The organism is Arthrobacter sp. AFG20 (assembly GCF_002892795.1).
Taxonomy (GTDB): Bacteria; Actinomycetota; Actinomycetes; order Actinomycetales; family Micrococcaceae; genus Arthrobacter.
Window position 1 is genome coordinate 21732 of sequence record NZ_PJMC01000019.1, and the last position, 18423, is coordinate 40154.

Annotated in this window: 14 protein-coding genes and 1 pseudogene; 9 read left to right on the forward strand and 6 right to left on the reverse strand. The window is 65.7% G+C overall.

The genetic code is table 11. The features are described 5' to 3' along the window. Nucleotides 1-5 precede the first annotated feature (5 nt). Together CXZ05_RS18700 and CXZ05_RS18705 are read left to right on the forward strand one after the other, a co-directional pair. Nucleotides 6-1343, forward strand: coding sequence for an MFS transporter (locus CXZ05_RS18700; RefSeq protein WP_102974021.1), 1338 nt, complete (start codon nt 6-8; stop codon nt 1341-1343). A 131-nt stretch (nt 1344-1474) separates the two neighbouring features. Then, a complete protein-coding gene (locus CXZ05_RS18705) occupies nt 1475-1726 on the forward strand; it encodes a hypothetical protein (protein ID WP_146033117.1) in 252 nt (83 codons plus the stop codon). Nucleotides 1727-2445: 719 nt separating this feature from the next. Here the strand turns inward: CXZ05_RS18705 and CXZ05_RS18715 are convergent. Continuing rightward, nucleotides 2446-3729 carry a benzoate/H(+) symporter BenE family transporter gene (locus CXZ05_RS18715; protein ID WP_102974023.1) on the reverse strand — a complete coding sequence of 428 codons (1284 nt, stop codon included), beginning with the start codon at nt 3727-3729 and terminating at the stop codon, nt 2446-2448. 91 nt (nt 3730-3820) lie between these two features. Then, complete coding sequence (gene catA / locus CXZ05_RS18720) at nt 3821-4702, reverse strand: catechol 1,2-dioxygenase (protein WP_180987456.1); 882 nt, start codon at nt 4700-4702, stop codon at nt 3821-3823. 325 nt (nt 4703-5027) lie between these two features. On the opposite strand from catA, the gene benA reads away from it, so the two are divergent. The 5 genes from benA to CXZ05_RS18745 all read left to right on the forward strand — a co-directional run bounded on the left by benA (nt 5028) and on the right by CXZ05_RS18745 (nt 12397). Next, nucleotides 5028-6413, forward strand: a complete 1386-nt coding sequence (gene benA / locus CXZ05_RS18725; protein WP_102974024.1) for a benzoate 1,2-dioxygenase large subunit — start codon at nt 5028-5030, stop codon at nt 6411-6413. 35 nt (nt 6414-6448) lie between these two features. Then, complete coding sequence (gene benB / locus CXZ05_RS18730) at nt 6449-6985, forward strand: benzoate 1,2-dioxygenase small subunit (protein WP_102974025.1); 537 nt, start codon at nt 6449-6451, stop codon at nt 6983-6985. Nucleotides 6986-7108: 123 nt separating this feature from the next. Beyond that, nucleotides 7109-8680: a benzoate 1,2-dioxygenase electron transfer component BenC gene (gene benC / locus CXZ05_RS18735; protein WP_102974026.1), complete on the forward strand. Its 1572-nt coding sequence runs from the start codon at nt 7109-7111 to the stop codon at nt 8678-8680. Beyond that, a complete protein-coding gene (locus CXZ05_RS18740; RefSeq protein ID WP_102974027.1) occupies nt 8680-9507 on the forward strand; it encodes a 1,6-dihydroxycyclohexa-2,4-diene-1-carboxylate dehydrogenase in 828 nt (275 codons plus the stop codon). The genes benC and CXZ05_RS18740 overlap by 1 nt, the downstream gene beginning before the upstream one ends. A gap of 58 nt (nt 9508-9565) precedes the next feature. Beyond that, entirely contained in the window at nt 9566-12397 is a 2832-nt protein-coding gene (locus CXZ05_RS18745; protein ID WP_102974028.1) for an AAA family ATPase, read from the forward strand. Nucleotides 12398-12414: 17 nt separating this feature from the next. Here CXZ05_RS18745 and catC read toward each other — a convergent pair whose 3' ends face one another. From catC to CXZ05_RS18765, 4 genes are all read right to left on the reverse strand, one after another. Continuing rightward, nucleotides 12415-12693: a muconolactone Delta-isomerase gene (catC, locus tag CXZ05_RS18750; RefSeq protein ID WP_102974029.1), complete on the reverse strand. Its 279-nt coding sequence runs from the start codon at nt 12691-12693 to the stop codon at nt 12415-12417. A gap of 29 nt (nt 12694-12722) precedes the next feature. Then, nucleotides 12723-13823, reverse strand: coding sequence for a mandelate racemase/muconate lactonizing enzyme family protein (locus CXZ05_RS18755; protein ID WP_102974030.1), 1101 nt, complete (start codon nt 13821-13823; stop codon nt 12723-12725). Further along, nucleotides 13820-14752, reverse strand: coding sequence for a LysR substrate-binding domain-containing protein (locus CXZ05_RS18760; RefSeq protein WP_102974031.1), 933 nt, complete (start codon nt 14750-14752; stop codon nt 13820-13822). Before CXZ05_RS18760 ends, CXZ05_RS18755 begins: the two co-directional genes overlap by 4 nt. 77 nt (nt 14753-14829) lie before the next feature. Then, nucleotides 14830-16203 carry an aromatic acid/H+ symport family MFS transporter gene (locus tag CXZ05_RS18765; RefSeq protein ID WP_102974032.1) on the reverse strand — a complete coding sequence of 458 codons (1374 nt, stop codon included), beginning with the start codon at nt 16201-16203 and terminating at the stop codon, nt 14830-14832. Between the two features lie 329 nt (nt 16204-16532). Here CXZ05_RS18765 and CXZ05_RS18770 point away from each other — a divergent pair, with 329 nt between their 5' ends. Together CXZ05_RS18770 and CXZ05_RS23530 are read left to right on the forward strand one after the other, a co-directional pair. Next, on the forward strand, nt 16533-17231 hold the full coding sequence (locus tag CXZ05_RS18770; protein ID WP_102974033.1) for a maleylpyruvate isomerase family mycothiol-dependent enzyme: 699 nt from the start codon (nt 16533-16535) through the stop codon (nt 17229-17231). A gap of 446 nt (nt 17232-17677) precedes the next feature. Continuing rightward, nucleotides 17678-17884 (forward strand): annotated as a pseudogene (locus CXZ05_RS23530) (aspartate aminotransferase); the annotation flags it as partial. Nucleotides 17885-18423: the final 539 nt, after the last annotated feature.

Below are 18423 nucleotides of genomic sequence, written 5' to 3' on the forward strand. Positions count from 1 at the left end.
CGACCATGTCATCCACGAAGAACTCGGCCGATCATCCGAGCGTTACCTCAGCGGCCGGCAAGCGCCGCTTCCTGATCAGGATGGTCACCGTCCTGATCGGCGGCATGGTCCTGGACGGCTACGTCCTCGGCATCATCGGACCCGTGTCAGGGATCATGGGGGAGGACCTGCAACTCACCGCCTTTTGGCAGGGTCTCATCGCCGCAGCCGCACTGATCGGTATCCTCATCGGCTCACCTATCGGCGGCTGGGCATCGGACAAGTTCGGCCGCAAACCCATTTTCATGTTTGACATCGGGCTGTTCGCCATCGCGTCGGGAATGCAGTTCTTCATCGACTCTCCGGTGTGGCTGGTCGTGGTGCGGCTGCTGATGGGCATCGCGATCGGCACCGAGTACGCGGTCGGCTGGCCCCTGATGGCCGAGTTCTCACCCACCCACCTGCGGGGCCGGCTGATGGCCGCCATGGGCATCGCCTGGTACGGCGGCTTCATGATCGCATTCCTGACAGGCCACCTGCTGGTTGAATACACCGATTTGGGCTGGAACTTCATCCTGGGCACCAGCACGTTCATCGCAGTGGCCATCTTCCTCGCCCGGCTCGGCATGCCCGAGTCCCCGCGGTGGCTATGGAGCGTGGGCCGGAAGGACGAGGCACGCGCCCTCGCCGCGAAGTACATGCCCGATGACGCGCTCGACGACGTCCAGCACGAGGACGTCCGTAAAGGCAGCTTCGGGATGCTGTTCTCCAAAGAGTACTGGCGCTCCACGCTCTTCATCTCCGGCTTCTGGTTCTGCGCCGTGACACCCTACTTCGCCATCGCCACCTTCGCCGACAGCGTGTTGGACCAGTACGGGCTCGCCGGCGGGCTTGCCGGGGGAGTCGGGCTTTCCGCGATCGCCCTGGCAGGTGTCATTGTCACGTTCCTGCTGATCGAAAAGATCGGACGGCGCGCTCTGACCGTTCCCCCGCAGTGGCTGTGCGCCGTAGTTCTCGCAGTCATCGGGCTATGGTCCGGTGCCCCCGCCGTCATCGTGCTGATCCTGTTCCTGGTCTTCTCGTTCTTCAACGCCGGCTACAACACATTGACGAACGTCTACCCGGGTGAGGTCCTCCCAACGGAGATCCGGGGAATCGGAACAGGATTCGCAGCTGCCGTCAGCCGGGTGGGAGCCGGCATCGGAACCTTCCTGCTGCCGATATCGATGGAAAACCTCGGCCCCGGTCCCACCATGCTCATTGCCGCCGGTGTCGCCTTCGTCGGGGCAGGCCTCTCCCAATGGCTCGCACCGGAGACAAAGGGTAAGTCACTCACCGAAGCAGCCGCCGGGTACGCACACTGACGAGATCAGCACCCTCGTACAACGAGGCGTAACTTCCCGCCCTGCTGAGTATGCCCCCGGAATTCCCGGGGGCATGCTCAGTGTGGCCCCTTGCAGACCTTAACAACGAACAGGACGACAGAACTCTGGACATGAGACGCATCAAAGACTGGACCATCCTCTCGGGCGCCAGCGTCGAGATCCAGCAACAAGGTAGCTACATCTGCGCCGGCTATGTAGATGCAGTGACCGATGACGGGAAAATCCTTGGGGTCACAGCACCTTCACAGAACCGCAGACTCTTCGAAAAGGCTGAGTTCTACGAGGCCTGGGCAATAGAAGACAGGGACGGCTTCCACTATGAGGTCACGAAAAACCTCGAACATCAGAACGAAACACCGTGAACCCTTTGCGAAAAGATGCTGAGCAAAGGCTCGGCCAAGGTGTTGGGCGTCAGGTTGGGGTGTGCCCAAACTGGTCGGCCTCGATGCCTGCGGGCGGGTTGCCCTGTTCGTTGGGGGATGTCCCGCGGAACGGCGCGACCGGGCGCTCTCTGTTGTGAATATTGCCGGTAAGTGGCGGGGTTCTGCGATCGCGTCTCGGCTTCTCGCATCGATGCCGCGCCCTCGGGCCGGGGAGAGCCTCTCTCTGTTTTGGAGGCCACATCCGGATCCTCGAACGGCTTGTCCCGCAGATCGTCCGCGTCCTCAAAACCAACCAGCTCGGAACCATCGCCGATGATGTCGTGAAAGCAGCAGCAAGCGTGTTGGTCATCGGAACTAGCGACACGAAGCGACACAAAACGCCGCCACCTAACGCCGAGACTCCATAGCTCTCTGTTCACGGATACTTGCCGCCCGGATCCAGGGCTTACGGGCAGCCACCGCGGCCCGAACGGTTTTGGAGCCGAACCTGCGGGGCTTTTCGATCACCGCGTCGCGGCTGGCGGCGTAAAGTCGCGTTGACTGAACTGGGTGATTGCCTCGGCATCATCAATAGCCGGGGTTTGCCGCGATACTCCAGCTGTCCCGCACTCAGGACCTGTGAGAGGAGGAGTTGATGGATCCACGGTCACGTAAGCCGGGATAAGCCTGTACGCGGACGACGCTGCAGGTTGGCCGACTTAGAGACCCAAATGGTCCCTCTGCTCAAGAAGCCTGGACACCCCGTAGCCAATCACCAGGCCCCAGAAGGCTGCATGGATGTTGAAGAGGTTCATGCCGGAGATGGTCACCACGAACGTCACCAGCGAGCCCAGGGTGAAGCTGGTTGCGAAGGCCGTGACGAAGGCTTGCTGGAGGGCCCGCAGCATCGCGATGCCACCCAGCGCCAGGACGAACTCCTTGGGCGCGGCCAGCATCAGCCGGGTCAGGGTGGGGGCAAACGCTGCGAACACCAGGGCCAGCAGGCCGTACGCCACGGCGGCCGTGTATTGGCGCTGGAGCTTCCCCGACGACGTCAACAGGGCGTTGGTGGGACCTGTGACGCAGGCCGAAACGGCCCCGAACCCTGCGTTCAGTACCGAGAAGGTGCCGGACGCAATGGCGAAGGCATTCACCGGCGGATGGTGGCCGGCGGCGCGGAGTACGGCGATGCCTTGGCCGTTTTGAACGAACAGCACGGTGAGGGCCAGGGGAACCACCAGCTCGAGCTGGGCAGCCCACGTGAATTCAGGCGCGGTGAAAACCGGGGTGGCCAGAAGCGGTCCGCCGTGTGAAAGGTTGAACTGGCCGCTGGCAGCCACGGCGATGCAGCCTGCCACCAGCGTGCCCAGGACCGGCGGCAGATACCTGCCGAGCATGGGAACGGCAGTAAGCACGAGGAACGCGGCCACCATCGGGGCAGCCACGGCCGGGTTGTCCTGGGTGGAGGCGACGATGTCCGTGCCGAACTTCAGGAACACCGCGGCCACCATGGCCATCACGATCGGCATGGGCGCCAGCGCCATGGCTTTGCGCACGAGCCCGGTGGCGCCCAGGGCGAGGATCAGCACGCCGGAGGTGAAGAAGGCCCCGACGACTTCGGGGAAGGTCAGGTGCTGCAGGGAAGGTCCCAGGAGAACCGTGCCGGGGATGGACCAGGCGAAGCCCAGGGGCTGCCGGTAAATGAGTGACATCAGCAGCGTGGCCGCCCCGCCGGAAAAGAGAATGCCAAAAACCCAGGACGACAGCTGGCCCTGGGTCAGGCCGCCCGCCGTACCGACGGCCAGGGTGACGGCGATGGGTCCGGACGCCGCGAAAATGAGCCCGATGGCCCCGTTGGAGACATAGGACAGGCCCAGGTCGCGAAGAATCCGGCGCGGCCCTGCGGGCCGGACCCCCGGGCGTTCCAGTAAGGGTTCCGGCTCCGGCGCCAGCGCGGCTGATCCGACGGACGTGGCGGGCAGGTCGGGACGGGGATGGCTCATCGGAACTCCTGGCTGGCGCGGAAAAACCGGAGGCGCTCCGAAGCATCAGCTCCGGAGCGCCTTCGTGCAGGGGTATCTCCCAGTTTGCGTGCTACTTCTTCTGGCCCTGTTTGGCCAGGACATAGTCATAAACTACTTCCTCGCCCTTTCCGTCGGTACGGGGGCGGGGGTCCAGCATCAGTTCAGGCTTGACTGCCGAGGCGATGTCGTCAGCGTTGTGGGGGTCGCCGGGGAAGTACAGTTGCTGGGTTACCGGCTCGTAGCCCGGTGCGGACACCTTGATGTGGATGTGCGCCGGACGCCAGGCGTGCCAGCCCGCGGCACTGATCAGCTGCCCGCAGGCCCCGTCCGTGGGGATCTGGTAGGGCGCCGGACGCATCGTGTTGATTTCGAACCGGCCGTCGTCCGAGGCCTTGACGGTGGCCCGGAAGAGCCACTCGGGCAGGCCCGGGGCGTACTGGGAGTAGAAGCCGGCGGCGTCCGCGTGCCAGATCTCTACCTGGGCACCCTGGATGGGGTTGCCTTCGGTGTCGGTGAACTGGCCGCTGAAGCGAAGCGGGGTGCCCTCTTCGCCGTCGCGCATTTCAACGGTGGCGGGCGTCTGAAGTTCCGGGGAATTGGGAACGTAGTAGGGGCCCTCAATGGTGCCCACGGTGCCGGGCCGGTCCTGGGAGTTGACGTCCTCAACGGTGTGCTCAAGCCAGACGTCGAGGAACAGCGGCCATTCACCGTCCGTCCCAACCTTGATCAGCCAGGCTTTGAGCGCGTTGTACTCCTCGTAGGTGACCTGGTGCTCGGCGACGATGTCGTTGGCGGCCTTGATCAGCGCGCCGGCCAGCAGGCTCACGCGTTCCTTGGACACTTCCACCTTGGAGAGCTTGCCCGACGCTGCGAACCGCTCGGTTGCCTTGGCGCCTGCTTCGACGGCGGTGCCTTCGTTTTCCGTGCGGCTGTCCGTTGGGGTTTGGGTCATGACGATGTCCACCTTCTTCATTGAATGGGGACAGGAAGGGCTCCTGCACCCGACGCGGGCTGCGGGGCCAGTCGTTTTATCCTGCGCCGCACCGCGTGATCTCGGTCTCAATCGTAGGCCGCAGATAAGGACGCTACAAATATCAACTTGGCGTCTTTTGAGTCATTATCAATACATAAAGACACCCTTGGTCCAACCTAGGTATTTGCCTGATGTGAGGCCAGTCGCGAGCGGCAAGAATTGCTGGATAACGTCCGCCGCCGAAGCCTCTTCCCGAGTGGACCTCCGCCCATCCGTCCAGCAATCTCCAATGAAGGAGCACGCCATGACCGAGAACCTGATCCATGCCCGCGAGGTCCTTGCCGACGCCGTGATCGATGACCGCGAGAACGGTGTCATCCGGGCCAAGCGCGAGATCTTCACTGACCAGGAGATCTTCGAACTCGAGATGAAGCACATCTTCGAAGGCAACTGGGTGTACCTCGCCCACGAGTCGCAGATCCCCAACGTCGGTGACTACTTCACCACCTACATCGGCCGCACCCCCGTGATGATCACGCGGGACAAGGACGGGACGCTGAACTGCCTCGTCAATGCCTGTTCGCACCGCGGCGCCATGCTGTGCCGCCGCAAGACGGACAACCGCACCACCTTCACCTGCCCGTTCCACGGGTGGACCTTCAAGAACTCGGGTGAGCTGCTGAAGGTCAAGGATTCCCGGAACGCCGGGTACCCCGAGACCTTCAACAAGGAAGGCTCGCACGACCTCACCAAGGTGGACCGCTTCGAGTCCTACCGCGGCTTCCTGTTCGGCTCGCTGAAGGCTGACGTGCTCCCGCTCGAGGAGCACCTGGGCGATGCCACCAAGGTCATCGACTCGATCGTCGACCAGTCACCCGAAGGCCTCGAGGTGCTGCGCGGTTCCTCCACCTACACCTACGACGGCAACTGGAAGGTCCAGGCCGAGAACGGCGCCGACGGCTACCACGTCACGGCCGTGCACTGGAACTACGCGGCCACAACTGCCCGCCGCAGCGCCGGAGACTCCGCCAACAAGACCAAGGCCATGGACGCCGGCAAGTGGGGCAAGGTCAAAGGCGGCTTCTACTCCTACGACCACGGGCACCTGCTGCTGTGGCAGGAATGGACCAACCCTCAGGACCGCCCCTTGTGGGACCGCCGCGACGAGCTTGTGGCCAAGTACGGCGAAGAGAGGGCCAACTTCATGATCAACATCTCCCGCAACCTCTGCCTGTACCCGAACGTCTACATCATGGACCAGTTCTCCTCGCAGATCCGCCACTTCCGGCCGATTTCCGCTGACCAGACAGAGGTGACCATCTACTGCATCGCCCCCAAGGGGGAGTCGCAGGAGAACCGTTCCAAGCGCATCCGCCAGTACGAGGACTTCTTCAACGCCACGGGCATGGCCACACCGGACGACCTGGAGGAATTCCGCTCCTGCAACAAGACCTACTGGGCCACCAGCGCCCCGTGGAACGACATGACCCGCGGCTCCACCCACGAGATCACCGGCCCGGACGAGCAGGCTCAGGCACTGGGCATGACCCGGGTGATCGCCTCCGGCGTGCGCACCGAAGACGAAGGGCTCTACCCCATCCAGCACGGGTACTGGAAGGAAGTCATGGACCGGGCCCTTGCGGAGGAAGAGGAGCGTTCCGCGCTGGAATCCGTCCCCGTCTCCGCCTGACAGAGCCCGCCGGAACCACAGAGAGCGCAGAACCCATGACCAACCTGACCCACACCGCCCCGGTCCTAAAGACTGCGGAGGACATTGCGACCCTCGAAACCGTCCGGGCGTTCCTTTACCGGGAAGCCCGGCTGCTGGACGACCGCCAGTTCGATGAATGGCTGGAGTGCTACCACCCGGACTCCGAATTCTGGATGCCGGCGTGGGACGTGGACGACCAGCTGACGCAGGATCCCCAGAACGAGATCTCCCTGATCTACTACGACAACCGCGGTGGCATCGAGGACCGGGTGTTCCGGATCAAGACCGACAGGTCTTCGGCCACCTCCCTCCCGGAGCCGCGTACGGGCCACAACATCACGGACGTCGAGGTTTTGGCGAACGACGGCGGCAAGGTGGAGGTGCGCTTCAACTGGTTCACCCTCTACTTCCGCTACAACACGACGGACACCTACTTCGGCACCAGCTACTACACGGTGGACCTGTCCGGTCCGCAGCCGGTGATCCTGAAGAAGAAGGTGGTCCTGAAGAACGACTACATCCACCACGTGGTGGACGTCTACATGATCTGACCTGCCCGCAACCGGCGCCCGGGACTACGGGCGCCGCACGGCGGCTCCCACCCCGTGCCCGCCGGGCACGCCACAACTTTTTCCCGGGCCGCGACGACGCGCCCGGCCAGTCAGGAGGACCCCATGGGCCACAAAGTAGCCCTCAGCTTCGAAGACGGCGTCACCAAAGTCATCAAGGTCGGCGACTATGAGACTGTCATGGATGCCGCCTACAAGGCGCGCATCAACATCCCTTCGGACTGCCGCGACGGCGCCTGCGGCACCTGCAAGGCGTTCTGCGATTCCGGCTCCTTCGACCCGGGCGACTACATCGACGACGCCATGACCGAGGAGGAACTCGAAAAAGGCTATCTGCTGACCTGCCAGGCCGTTCCGGAGTCCGACCTGACCATCCAAATCCCGGCCACGTCGGAATCGGCGAAGACTGCAGCCGCGTCCTTCACCTCCACCATTAAGGAGCTCAACCGGCATACGGACACCACGGTGTCCTTCACCCTGGAGGTGGACAACCGGGATGCGCTGGCCTTTCTCCCCGGCCAGTACGTCAACCTCAAGGTTCCCGGCACGGATGACGAGCGCTCCTACTCCTTCAGCAGCGGTCCCGAGGTCCAGGGCGCGTCCTTCATGGTCCGTGTGACTCCGCAGGGCGCCATGTCCGAGTACCTGCGCGACCGCGCCGCCGTAGGCGACGCCATCGAGTTCACGGGGCCGTACGGTTCGTTCTTCCTCCGTGAGCCCAAGCGGCCCCTGCTGCTCCTGGCCGGCGGCACCGGGCTGGCCCCGCTCCTGTCCATCCTGGAAAAGCTCGCGGAAAACCCGCCGTCCATCCCGGTCCACCTCATTTACGGGCTCACCCGCGAAGCGGACATCGTGGGCCTGGACTGGCTGCGCGCCTACGAGGCGAAGCTGCCCGGCTTCACCTGGGACTACATCGCCTCCGAGCCCGGCACCTCCGCCCCGCACACCGGCTACGTCACGCAGATCATCGAACCGAAGCACCTCAACGACGGCGACGTGGACATCTACCTCTGTGGGCCGCCGCCCATGGTCAATGCCGTCTCCAAGTGGCTGGACACCGAAGGCATCAAGCCCGCCAACTTCTACTTCGAACGTTTCGCGCCGAAGGAGACCACCGGGGGCGACGCGGAAACGGGCGCCCCGGCTCCGGCCGAGAAGATCCAGGCCGACGGCGACACCATGACCCGCGGCGAGGCCGTTTCCTCGCTGGAGACCGGCCGGCTGGATTTCCGCAAGGAGGACAGCTTCGCCCAGCTCGATGCCCGCATGGGCCTGGAGCTTGCGGTCAGCGAACTGCTGCTGGGAAGGCTCAGCGAAGAGCAACTGCACCAGTTCCGCCGCCTGGCCGAAGCCACCACCCGCTCGGTACAGGGCGGAAACATCACCGATCCCGAGGAGTTCGCACGCACCAACGAGGAATTCCACGAGTACCTCTTCATGATCTGCGATAACCCGATGCTCCTGGAGTCCTACCGCCGCCTCGACGTCCACGCCCAGATGGCCGCGGCCTTCGAAACCGGCACGCCGATCTTCGAACGCGTCACACAGGACCACCTTGACGTCGTCGACGCCTTTGAACGCGGGGACAAAGCCAGGCTGCGCGAAGTCATCATGGCCCACGCCCAGGATGCCAAGGGGACAATGGTCGGGGCCATCGACGCCAAGGCCACACACTGATGGCTGCGCCGTACACCGGACAATACGTGACCCCGGGCAGGTTCGCCGGCAAGGTCGCCGTCGTCACCGGTGCCGCCCAGGGAATCGGCCAGAAGGTGGCCGAGCGCATCGGGGCCGAAGGCGGCGCCGTGGTCCTGGTGGACCGCGCGGACCTGGTCCACGATGTTTCCGGCGGCATCGACGAGGCCGCCAAGGCCTCGGGTTCGGGCGGGTCGGCCACGTCGGTCACCGCAGACCTCGAGACCTTTGCCGGCGCCACCCAGGCCATCAAGGCCGCGCTAGCGGCCCACGGGCGCGTGGACGTCCTGGTCAACAACGTGGGCGGCACCATCTGGGCGCGCCCGTACCAGGAGTACGACGAGGACAAGATCGAGAAGGAAATCCGCCGCTCGCTCTTTCCCACGCTCTGGACCTGCCGGGCAGTCCTGCCGGCCATGATGGAGCAAGGCTCCGGCACGATCGTGAATGTCTCCTCGGTAGCCACCAGGGGAATGCACCGGGTGCCCTATGCCGCGGCGAAAGGTGGCGTGAACGCCCTGACCCAGTCGCTGGCCATGGAGGTGGCGGGGCACGGCATCCGCGTGGTGGCCACCGCCCCGGGTGGCACGGAAGCCCCGGCGCGCAAGGTCAAGCGCGGGCCCGACGCCGAATCCGCCACTGAGAAGGACTGGTACCAAACCATCATTGACCAGACGGTGGATTCCTCGTTCATGAAGCGCTACGGCACCCTGGACGAGCAGGCGGCGCCCATCGTGTTCCTTGCCTCGGACGAGGCGTCCTACCTGACCGGCAGCATCCTCCCGGTGGCCGGCGGCGACCTGGGGTAGGGCCGGTGTGGACGGGCGCCACCAGGGGCGCCCAGGCCGCTCCGGTAGGATTGCGGCCATGACAGCGGGCTCCACCCAGGGCGAAATGGCGGAGGATTTCCCGCTGGCGGGCCGGGCCGCGGCGTTTGAGCAGCTCCTGGAAATCCTCCGGACCGTCCGCAAGGGCAAGGTGGGAACCGTTGTCCTGTCCGGGCCCTCCGGGTCCGGCAAAACCGCGCTCCTGGAACTCTTCCTTGACCACTGCCGGACGGCGGCCCGTGGCGTCCGCGTCCTGTCGGCCATGGGGGACGACTGGGAGGCGCAGTTTGCCCTGGCTGGCTACTCCCAGCTCATGCGTACCCTGCCGCTCCGTACGGCAAAGGATTACGACGGCGGCCCGGCCCTGCCGCCGAGGCCCGTCGCCTTCCTGACCCCCGACCAGGTAGTCAACTACGCCGCCACCCTCAGTACCCATCTCGAAGGCCTGCAGACGCACGGCAGCGTGGTGGTCGCCGTCGACGACGTCCACAAACTCGACGAGGAGAGCCTGCGCATCCTCACTTTTGTCATGCGCAGGCTGCACGACAAGCGGGTCCTGTTCCTGCTGACGCTCAACCCCGTTGATGCGCCGCGTGTCCCCGCTGGGGTGCTCGACTTCCTCACCGGCCACCAGGTGGCCCGCATTCCGTTGGAGCCCCTTTCGCCGCAGCAGGTCCAGGACGTGGCACGGAGCCTGTTCGGCCTGGACCTCAACGCGACGGCGGCCCATGGGCTGGTGACGCACACCGGCGGGATTGCCCAGCCGATCGTGGAGCTGCTCCGTGAGCTGCCCCCGGAGACCTGGCAGTCGTGGTTTCCCTCATTGCCGCCCACGTCCCGGGTGCGCGCCAGGGTTCGCAGCGTCCTGGCCGGCGCATCCCCGGCCCTGGTCGCCGCCGCTGAGGCCGCATCGGTGCTCGGCAACGGCGCGGGCCTGGCTGAGGTGGCCAGGGTGGGCGGCCTGGAATCCGTCATGCCGGCCCTCGATGAGGGGCACCGTGCCGGGCTGCTCGGACTGTCCGTGGACCAGTCGCGCTCCGCCGTCGTCTTCCTGGAGCCCGGCACCGCGGAAGCCGTCTACGAACAGATCGTCCCCAGCCGGCGCATTGCCCTGCACCGAAAGGCCGCCGAGGCTGTCCAGTCCGAGGGCGAACAACTGGGCCACCGCGCTGCCGCCACCCCGGCCGCAGACGAAACCCTGGCCGCGGAACTGGAAGAATTCGCCCTGCGCCAGGCCACGGTTGGAGCGTGGCAGGATGCCTCCACCGCGCTGTTCTCCGCCTCGCGGCTGTCCCCTGATATCCGCACCCGCAACCTCCGGCTCCTGAAAGCCGTCGACGCCCTGGTCGGCTCCGGCAATGTGGCCCAGGCGCAGGCCTGGGCCGGGGCGGTGGATGCCCTGCCGCCGTCGCCCCTGCGCTCCTCGGTGCTGGGGTATCTGTCCACCGTGTCCGGCCAGAATGACAGCGCCGAAAGCCAGCTGGAGATGGCCTGGCGGACCAGCAACCCGCAGCATGAACCCGCCGCGGCAGCACAGGTGGCCCAGCGGTTCGTCCTCCACGGGGTGGCCTCCTGGGACGGTCCGATGATTACCGGCTGGGCCGAACGTGCCATGGCGCTCACGGAGCCCGGAACACCCGCGCACATCGAGTCGGAAGCCATCTACGGCCTCGGCCTCTATGCCCAGGGCCGGATATCGGAGGCCGAGGCCTCCTACCAGCGGGCCTTTGCCCAGGCAGCCGAGAACGCCCAGAAGCAGCGGGTGCAGATGGGCGCCGGCTGGCTGGCCCTTCGCCTGGACAACGCCGAATCCGCGCTGGTGAACTTCGAGTCGGCCGCCCCCACCGAGTACCGCGGCGGGTCCCTGCGGATCTCCCTGTGGGCCGAGGCCTGGCTGGCCCGCACCCACCTCGTGCTGGGCAACTGGGATGCAGCCGCCGCCACCATCTCCCGGGCAAGCGTCCGGCTGGAGACCTCGCGGATGCCGCTGATCCGGCCGCTGCTGTACTGGACGGCAGCCGAGCTGTGGTCCATGCGGGGCGACTGGGACCGGGCACGCTACTACGTCTCGCAGGCCGCGGTGCAGCCGGGAACCTACCGGGCCATGCAGGTCCCGGCCAGCCTGGCCCGCGCCCGCTTCCACGAGGCGCGGGCGGACTACGAAAGTGCCCTGGCCGCCCTGCAACCGCTGACTGAGCTGGACCCCTGGACCGATCAACGGGTGTCCTTCTGGCCGTGGCAGGACACCTACGTCAACGCGCTGGTCATGACCGACAAGCTCGACGCCGCAGAGACGTTCCTCACCGCTTTCGAAGGAGTGCACCGCGAGCGGGAAGTCCCCTCCGACCTGGCCCGCATGGCATGGGCCCGGGGGCGGCTGCTGGCCGCGCAGGGGGACCCGGACACGGCAAGGGAACACTTCGAGGCGGCGCTGGGACACCTCCGCGGGCTCAACCGCCCTTACCTGCGGGCGCGGATAAGTTTCGCGTTCGGGCAAAGCATGCGCCGGGCCGGAAAGCGGCGCCTGGCCTCATCGGTGCTGCGCGCGGCCCGCGACCTGTATGACACCCTCGGCGCAGCCACGTATGTGGAACGGTGCGACCGCGAGCTGAAGGCGACAGGCCTGGACGTCGGAAACCTGCCGGACCCGGCTGATCCGGTGCTCTCTTCGGTGGGCAGCCACCATCAACAGCTCACGGCCCAGGAACAGGCCGTGGCCGAACTGGTGGCTGCGGGGGCAACCAACAAGGAGGCAGCCCGGGCCCTGTTCCTGGCCGAAAAGACGGTGCAGTACCACCTCACGCGGCTGTACCGGAAAATGGGAATCCGGTCACGCAGCGAACTCGCGGCCGCGTTCCGGGTCAAGGAATGACCCGGGGACTGTGGCGGCTACTTCACGTCTGAGGGGTGCTTGGCCAGCGGAACCACGGTGATGTCCATGTACGGGAACAAGGGAAGGTCCTGCAGGATCCCGTGCAGCTCGTCGTTCGATTCGACGTCGAAAATGGAGTAATTGGCGTATTCCCCCACCACGCGCCAGATCTCGGGCCACTTGCCTGAGCGCTGCAGTTCCTGGGAGTAAGCCTTCTCCGTTGCCTTGATTCCGGCGGCTTCTTCGGCAGGCATGCCGGCGGGCAGTTTGACGTCCATATGGACCAGGTACTTCATGGATGACCTCTCAATGGCAGGGATGGGTGTCAGTTGGTGCGGTAGTGCGCGAGCTTGTCGTCATCCACGTCGGTGCCCGCGCCGGGACCCTCGGGAACGTGGATCCGGCCGCCCGTGATGGCCAGCGGCTGGGCCAGCAGGTCATCGGTCATGTCGAGGTAGTTGGACAGCTCCGCGGCACGCTTGGCGGTGTGGGCGAAGGCTGCGCCGAACACCACGGAGGCCACGGTGCCCACCTGGGTGTCGATCTGGTTGCCGATGTACACGTCGATGCCCATGCCCTCGGCCATGCCAACGATCTTGGCGGCTTCGGTGAAGCCGGACCGGGCAGTCTTGACGGACAGGAGGTTGGCCCCTCCCGTGAGGATTTCGCGGGCAGCCTCGCCGAGGTTGGCGGCGGACTCGTCCGCGGCAATGGGAATGGGGGAGTTGGTGACCAGGCGGCGGCGGCCCAGGACCTCGCGGGCGTCGTCCGGCTCCTCAAGGAACTGCAGGCCAAGGTCGGACGTGCGGCGCAGCACCTCGGCGGCCTCGTTGGCTGTCCAGCCGCGGTTGGCGTCCATGTACAGCTCGGCGTCCTCGCCCAGGCCCTCCCGCAGCACCCTGGCGGCCTCGATGTCCAGGTTCAGCGGACGGCGTCCGGTCTTCAGCTTGAAGGTGTTGATGCCGTAGGTTTCCCGGAACTCCAGGGCCAGCGCCAGGAGTTCCTTTGCGGGTTTGAACCCGAGCATGTGGGAGACCCGCAGCGAGTCCGTGTAGCCGCCCAGCAGTTTGGTCACGGGCTGCCCCACGGTCTTGCCGATGACGTCCCACACGGCAATGTCGACCGCGCCCTTGGCCGTCTGGTTGTGGATGGTCCGCGCCATCACGGCCTGGATCTTTTCCCGGTCAAAGACGTCAATGCCCACCAGCTGTGGGGCAAAAACATCCTGCACCATCGCAATGATGGACTTCTGCGTCTCACCATAGGTGTACGGGCGGGGCGGGGTGTCTGCCGTTCCCACCACGCCGTCATCGGTGTGGACGCGGACCAGGACGTGGTCGGCCTCGTGCACGGAGCCGGAGGCGAAATGCAGCGGGTGGCGGTACGGGATCGAGTAGGGGATCGCCTCGATGGCTGCGATCTTCATGATGGGAGGAGCCTTTCGTCAGCAGGAGCGGGGGTGGCGGCAGGGGCGGACGCGTCAGCGGTTGCCGTGGCCACTACGTCCAGGAAGTTTTGCAGCAGGGCGGACCGGTGGCCGCGCAGCCAGGCGACGGCCAGTTCCACCGGCGGAACGTTGTCGATTTCCCGGTACGCGACGCCGTCGAGCTGGAAGGCACGCACGCTGGACGGCATGACGGCGATGCCGCCGCCCGCTGCCACGAACGCAAGCATTGTGGAGGTCTCACCAACCACTTGCGTGATCCGCGGCTGGAAGCCTGCCTGGCGGCAGAGGTCCGAGGTAATGCGGTTCAGCACGGACTCCGGTGTGTAGGCGATGAAGTCCTGGTCCTGCAGTTCGTGCATGGCCACGGGCCGGTCCACCGCCAGGGCGCTGAAGGAGGGAAGTGCGACGACGAGTGGCTCCTGGGAGACGACGCGGTAGTCGATCTCCTCGGAGGCAACGGGGGGACGCAGCAGTGCCGCGTCCAGGGTCCCGTTCCGCAGCCCTGCTTCCATGGCCGGCGTCAGCATCTCTCCGTTCAGTGCCAGCGACAGGCCGGGAAGGACCTGCTTGGTGAGACGCGCTATCCGGGGCATAACGCCGTAGGTTGCCGATCCGGAGAACCCTACCCGGAGGACGCCGGTGGCGCCCCTTCCCACCTGGTAGACATCTGCCCGGAGCGTCTCGACGTCGTTGACGATCTGGCGGCCGCGGTCCAGCAGGAGCTGGCCCGCCGCCGTCAGGTCCACCCGGCGGGTGGTGCGGTTGAGGAGCTGGACGCCCAGCTGGTCTTCCAGCTGGCGGATCTGCTGGGACAGGGGAGGCTGCGCCATATGGAGCCGCTTGGCCGCCCTGCCGAAGTGCCGCTCCTCCGCCACCGCAATGAAGTAGTTCAGCTGCCGGATCTCCATTGCGGTGCCACCTCTCCAAGCGTTCGGGGTGAGGCGGGATGAGGCCTCATTGATTCATATAATAACCATAAAAAGCCTTACTTAGATACTTTTTCGACGTAATCTTGCTGCTCTTCCGCCGCCGGCGCAGCTTCGTCCAGCCTGTGCTGGCGCGGTACCAGGATGGTGACTGCGCCACCAAGCAGGGCCACCCCTCCGTAGATATAGAAGGCTGTTGCCCCGCCGATCCCCGCGGCTGCCAGCCAACCGCCGATGATAGGGCCCAGCACCCCGCCCAGCCGGCCCACACTGGCGCACCAGGCGACGCCGGCGGCACGGGCATTGGTGGTGAAGTAGTTGGACTGGAAACCGTAGACCAGTACCTGGGTGCCCAGGGTTCCCACCCCTGCGGTGGCGATGAAGGTGAAGAGCAGCGGCAACGGAAAACTGAACGTCATCAATCCGAGGGAAATGGTGGCGAGGGCAAACGTGGCAGCGATAACCCGCTGCGGTCCATTCCTGTCGGCCATCCGGGAAGCGACCAGTCCGCCAACCACGGCACCGAGATTCAGGGCCAGCGGGAAGAACAGGGCATAGGTCCTGCCGTAGCCATAGCCCTCCATGATTTTGGGCAGCCAGGTGTTGAGCCCGTAGGTCAGGAGGAGCCCGCAGAAGGACATCAGTCCCAGCAGGATGGATGCCACGGCGAACTGGCGGGAGAAGACGGCGGCGAACCCGGATTTCCGCGGGGCGGCGCCGGCCTCCCGGATCACCTGCTCTTCGGCAAGCGGCACCCCGGTGCGCCAGGCAGCGGCCAGAGCTTCCTCTTCCCGGCCCCGGGCCAACAGCCACCGCGGGGATTCCGGAAGCTTCCGCCAGGCAATGGGCAGGATGACCAGGAGGGGCAGGGATCCGATGATGAAGAGACCGCGCCAGCCGATGCTGTCCAGGAACGCGATGCCCAGGACGGACGCCAGCACGCCGCCCGCGGGGACCCCGGAGTACACGATCGCGTTGTAGAACTGCCGCCGTCCCGCAGGGGCGAACTCGGCCATCGTGGCGCCGGCGCTGGCGATGACGACGCCCAGGCCGAGTCCGGTGGCAAACCGGAGGGCGCCGAAGGCGGTGACGTCCGTGGCCAGGGCGGTGGCGAACATGCCCAGGGAGAACCAGGCGATGCCGGCGAGCATCAGCCGGCGGCGGCCGAAGAAATCGCCGATCGCACCGCATGCCAGCGACCCCACCAGCACGCCGATGAGGGCCCAGGATCCCAGGAGCCCGGCGGTGGCGGCATCAAAATGACCGATTTGGCCTGCGTCTGCGAGCAGTCCCGGAAGGACGGTGCCGTAGACCACCAGGTCGTAGCCATCGAACAGGAGGGCGGCGCAGATGACGAAAGCCACCCAGTTGGCTGTCCGAGCCTCCTTTCCCGGGTTTCCGGAGAGGGTGGATTGGGGGTGCGGCAGCGTCATGGGGCGTGTCCTTTCAGGGGGCGGGTGTGGAGGCATTGCGGCATTCGGATGGATCCGCGCCGGGGCCTCGGCAACCCAGCCTGACAGGTAATGTGACGCACGGCCTATGAGGGAAATGCCCGGTTTCGCGCCGGGGGTGCATTGTGCCGTTTCCGCGTATCAAAGGGGCTGTTTTTGCGATGGATCCAGCGGGAACAGGCCAAATGCGCCCGGCAGCAGGGGCATCCCGGCGTCGGTGGGAGGGTGGGTCTTAGTCCATAGGCTGCCGGTATGAACCCGGCGTGCCGTAACCGTGGCCGGGAGCAGGGCGCCGCGGTTAGGCTGGCGGAATGATCAATCCAGCACGGCTGCACTCAGACCTGTCCCGCCTGGGCCGGGAGACGGATATGTTCCTGGCCACGGTCTCCTCTTTGTCCGATGAAGAGCTGGCTGCTCCTTCGCTGTGTGAAGGGTGGACCCGCGCCCACGTCATCGCGCACGTCGCATCCAGCGGACGTGCCCTGATAGGGCTGATTGACTGGGCCACGTCCGGGGAGGAACGCCGGCTGTACGCATCCCCTGAAGCGCGCTCGGAGGCCATCGCCGACCTTGCTGCCCTGCCGCGGGAGGAGCTCCTGGCTGAAGTGCGGGACTCAGCCGCCGCTTTCGCCGGTGAAGCCGAGCGGTTGACCGGGGAACTTGCGGCGCCGGAAGTCAAGGTGGGTGGCCGGGAGCTGCCGGCCACGTCCATTGTGGCGCTGCGGATTGCCGAGGTGGTCGTGCACCACCATGACCTGGACACGGCCTGGACCATCGAGGAGGCCGACCCTGATTCGCTGCTGAACGCCATCGAGGCCGTGGTACGCGCGATGCGTGCCAAGGGCGGGCCCGGAATGACGCTGGTTACCGAGGAACGCGACCAGTGGATTATCGGCAACGGTGCGCTGCACATCGAGTCCGACCGTGAGGGCCTCCTGAAATGGCTGGCACGCGGCGACGCAGCTCATATTGAGGCGGAGGGCCCGGTGCCAGCACTGCCTAGCTGGTGAGCCGGCCTGCTCGAAGATTGCAGCGTCCCATCCTGAGCGGGTCGGACTGACTTTTCGCCGCCGGTGCGGGGATGTATTCCAGTCCCACTTTGTCCCCAGCAGTGAGCCTTGGAAAGTCAGGTGCACCAGGCCGGGATCGTCTCCCATAGAAATGTGCAGTGACCCTGTCAACCGCGGTGGGTGTGGCAGGTTTGGCTGGACGAAGACCCAACCGCACCCAAGCGAAGAGCGGCCGCTGTCGTCAGGCGTAGTTGCCGGGCCTTGCCCGAGCAGAGGGGACAACAGTCTTAGCCGTTTCCAGTGTGCACGAGGCTTTCGGTGTCCTTTTGGAGGGCCGGGGCGTCGGCAAGGCCTTCAGGGGTGAGGTCGAGGTGCTCGATGGCGGTGGCGAGGGTTATCGGGGACCGGGGTGCGTTTGGTGTTCGTCATGATTGCCTTTGATTCAGGAACGCGTCCTCTACCTAAACCCCGGCTTCCCGAGGTACGAATCCCCGATCGAGTACCTCGGCGGCCTGGCCGTGCCCTACCGCTACCTGCCCACGAGCCAGGGCTTCGCGATTGACCCTGACCAGGTGCGCGCGTCGATCACCCCTAATCCCGAGGCGATCATTTACAACGACCTGCAGAACCCCATTTGGGCCGAATCGACGGCGGGATCTCCCTCTAAAGGAACAGGGACAGCCCTTGCATCCCTTCCAGCGGTGGTGCCAAAGCAGGCCAGAAAGGCCGGTCCCCCACCCGTTTTCACAGGCCGATAATGCGGATTCCGTAAATCTTTGGGGAACTACCGCAGGGCTCTCTGCCTCCGATGCGCTTATCCAATGCCGCCTGATCGGTGCAGGCACGAACCAGCCGGTCGGCATGTGGCCGCAGCACTTGCATGCGCTTGGCGGAACCAGGCTATTGGGGCGGCTTGATGCTGTCGCCTTCTTCCCAGGCGACGCCGGTGCTGGCGAGAAGGTTGAATTCCCGCAGGGGATGTCGTTCAGGTGGGAGCGTCCGACTGGAACTGTGTGCCACGGCTAGGGATCCCGAGTGCCAATAACGGACCTGGAGCGCCCTGCTCTTGCCTACCGGCGCGTAGCGCCCGTTACCGGCGGTAACAGCCGTGTGGAGAAAGGGCCACAAACGTCTTTCGACGGCCCCGAAAAGCGCCCCGGAATCACTGTCCCGTGATTGGACTCCCGGTCGC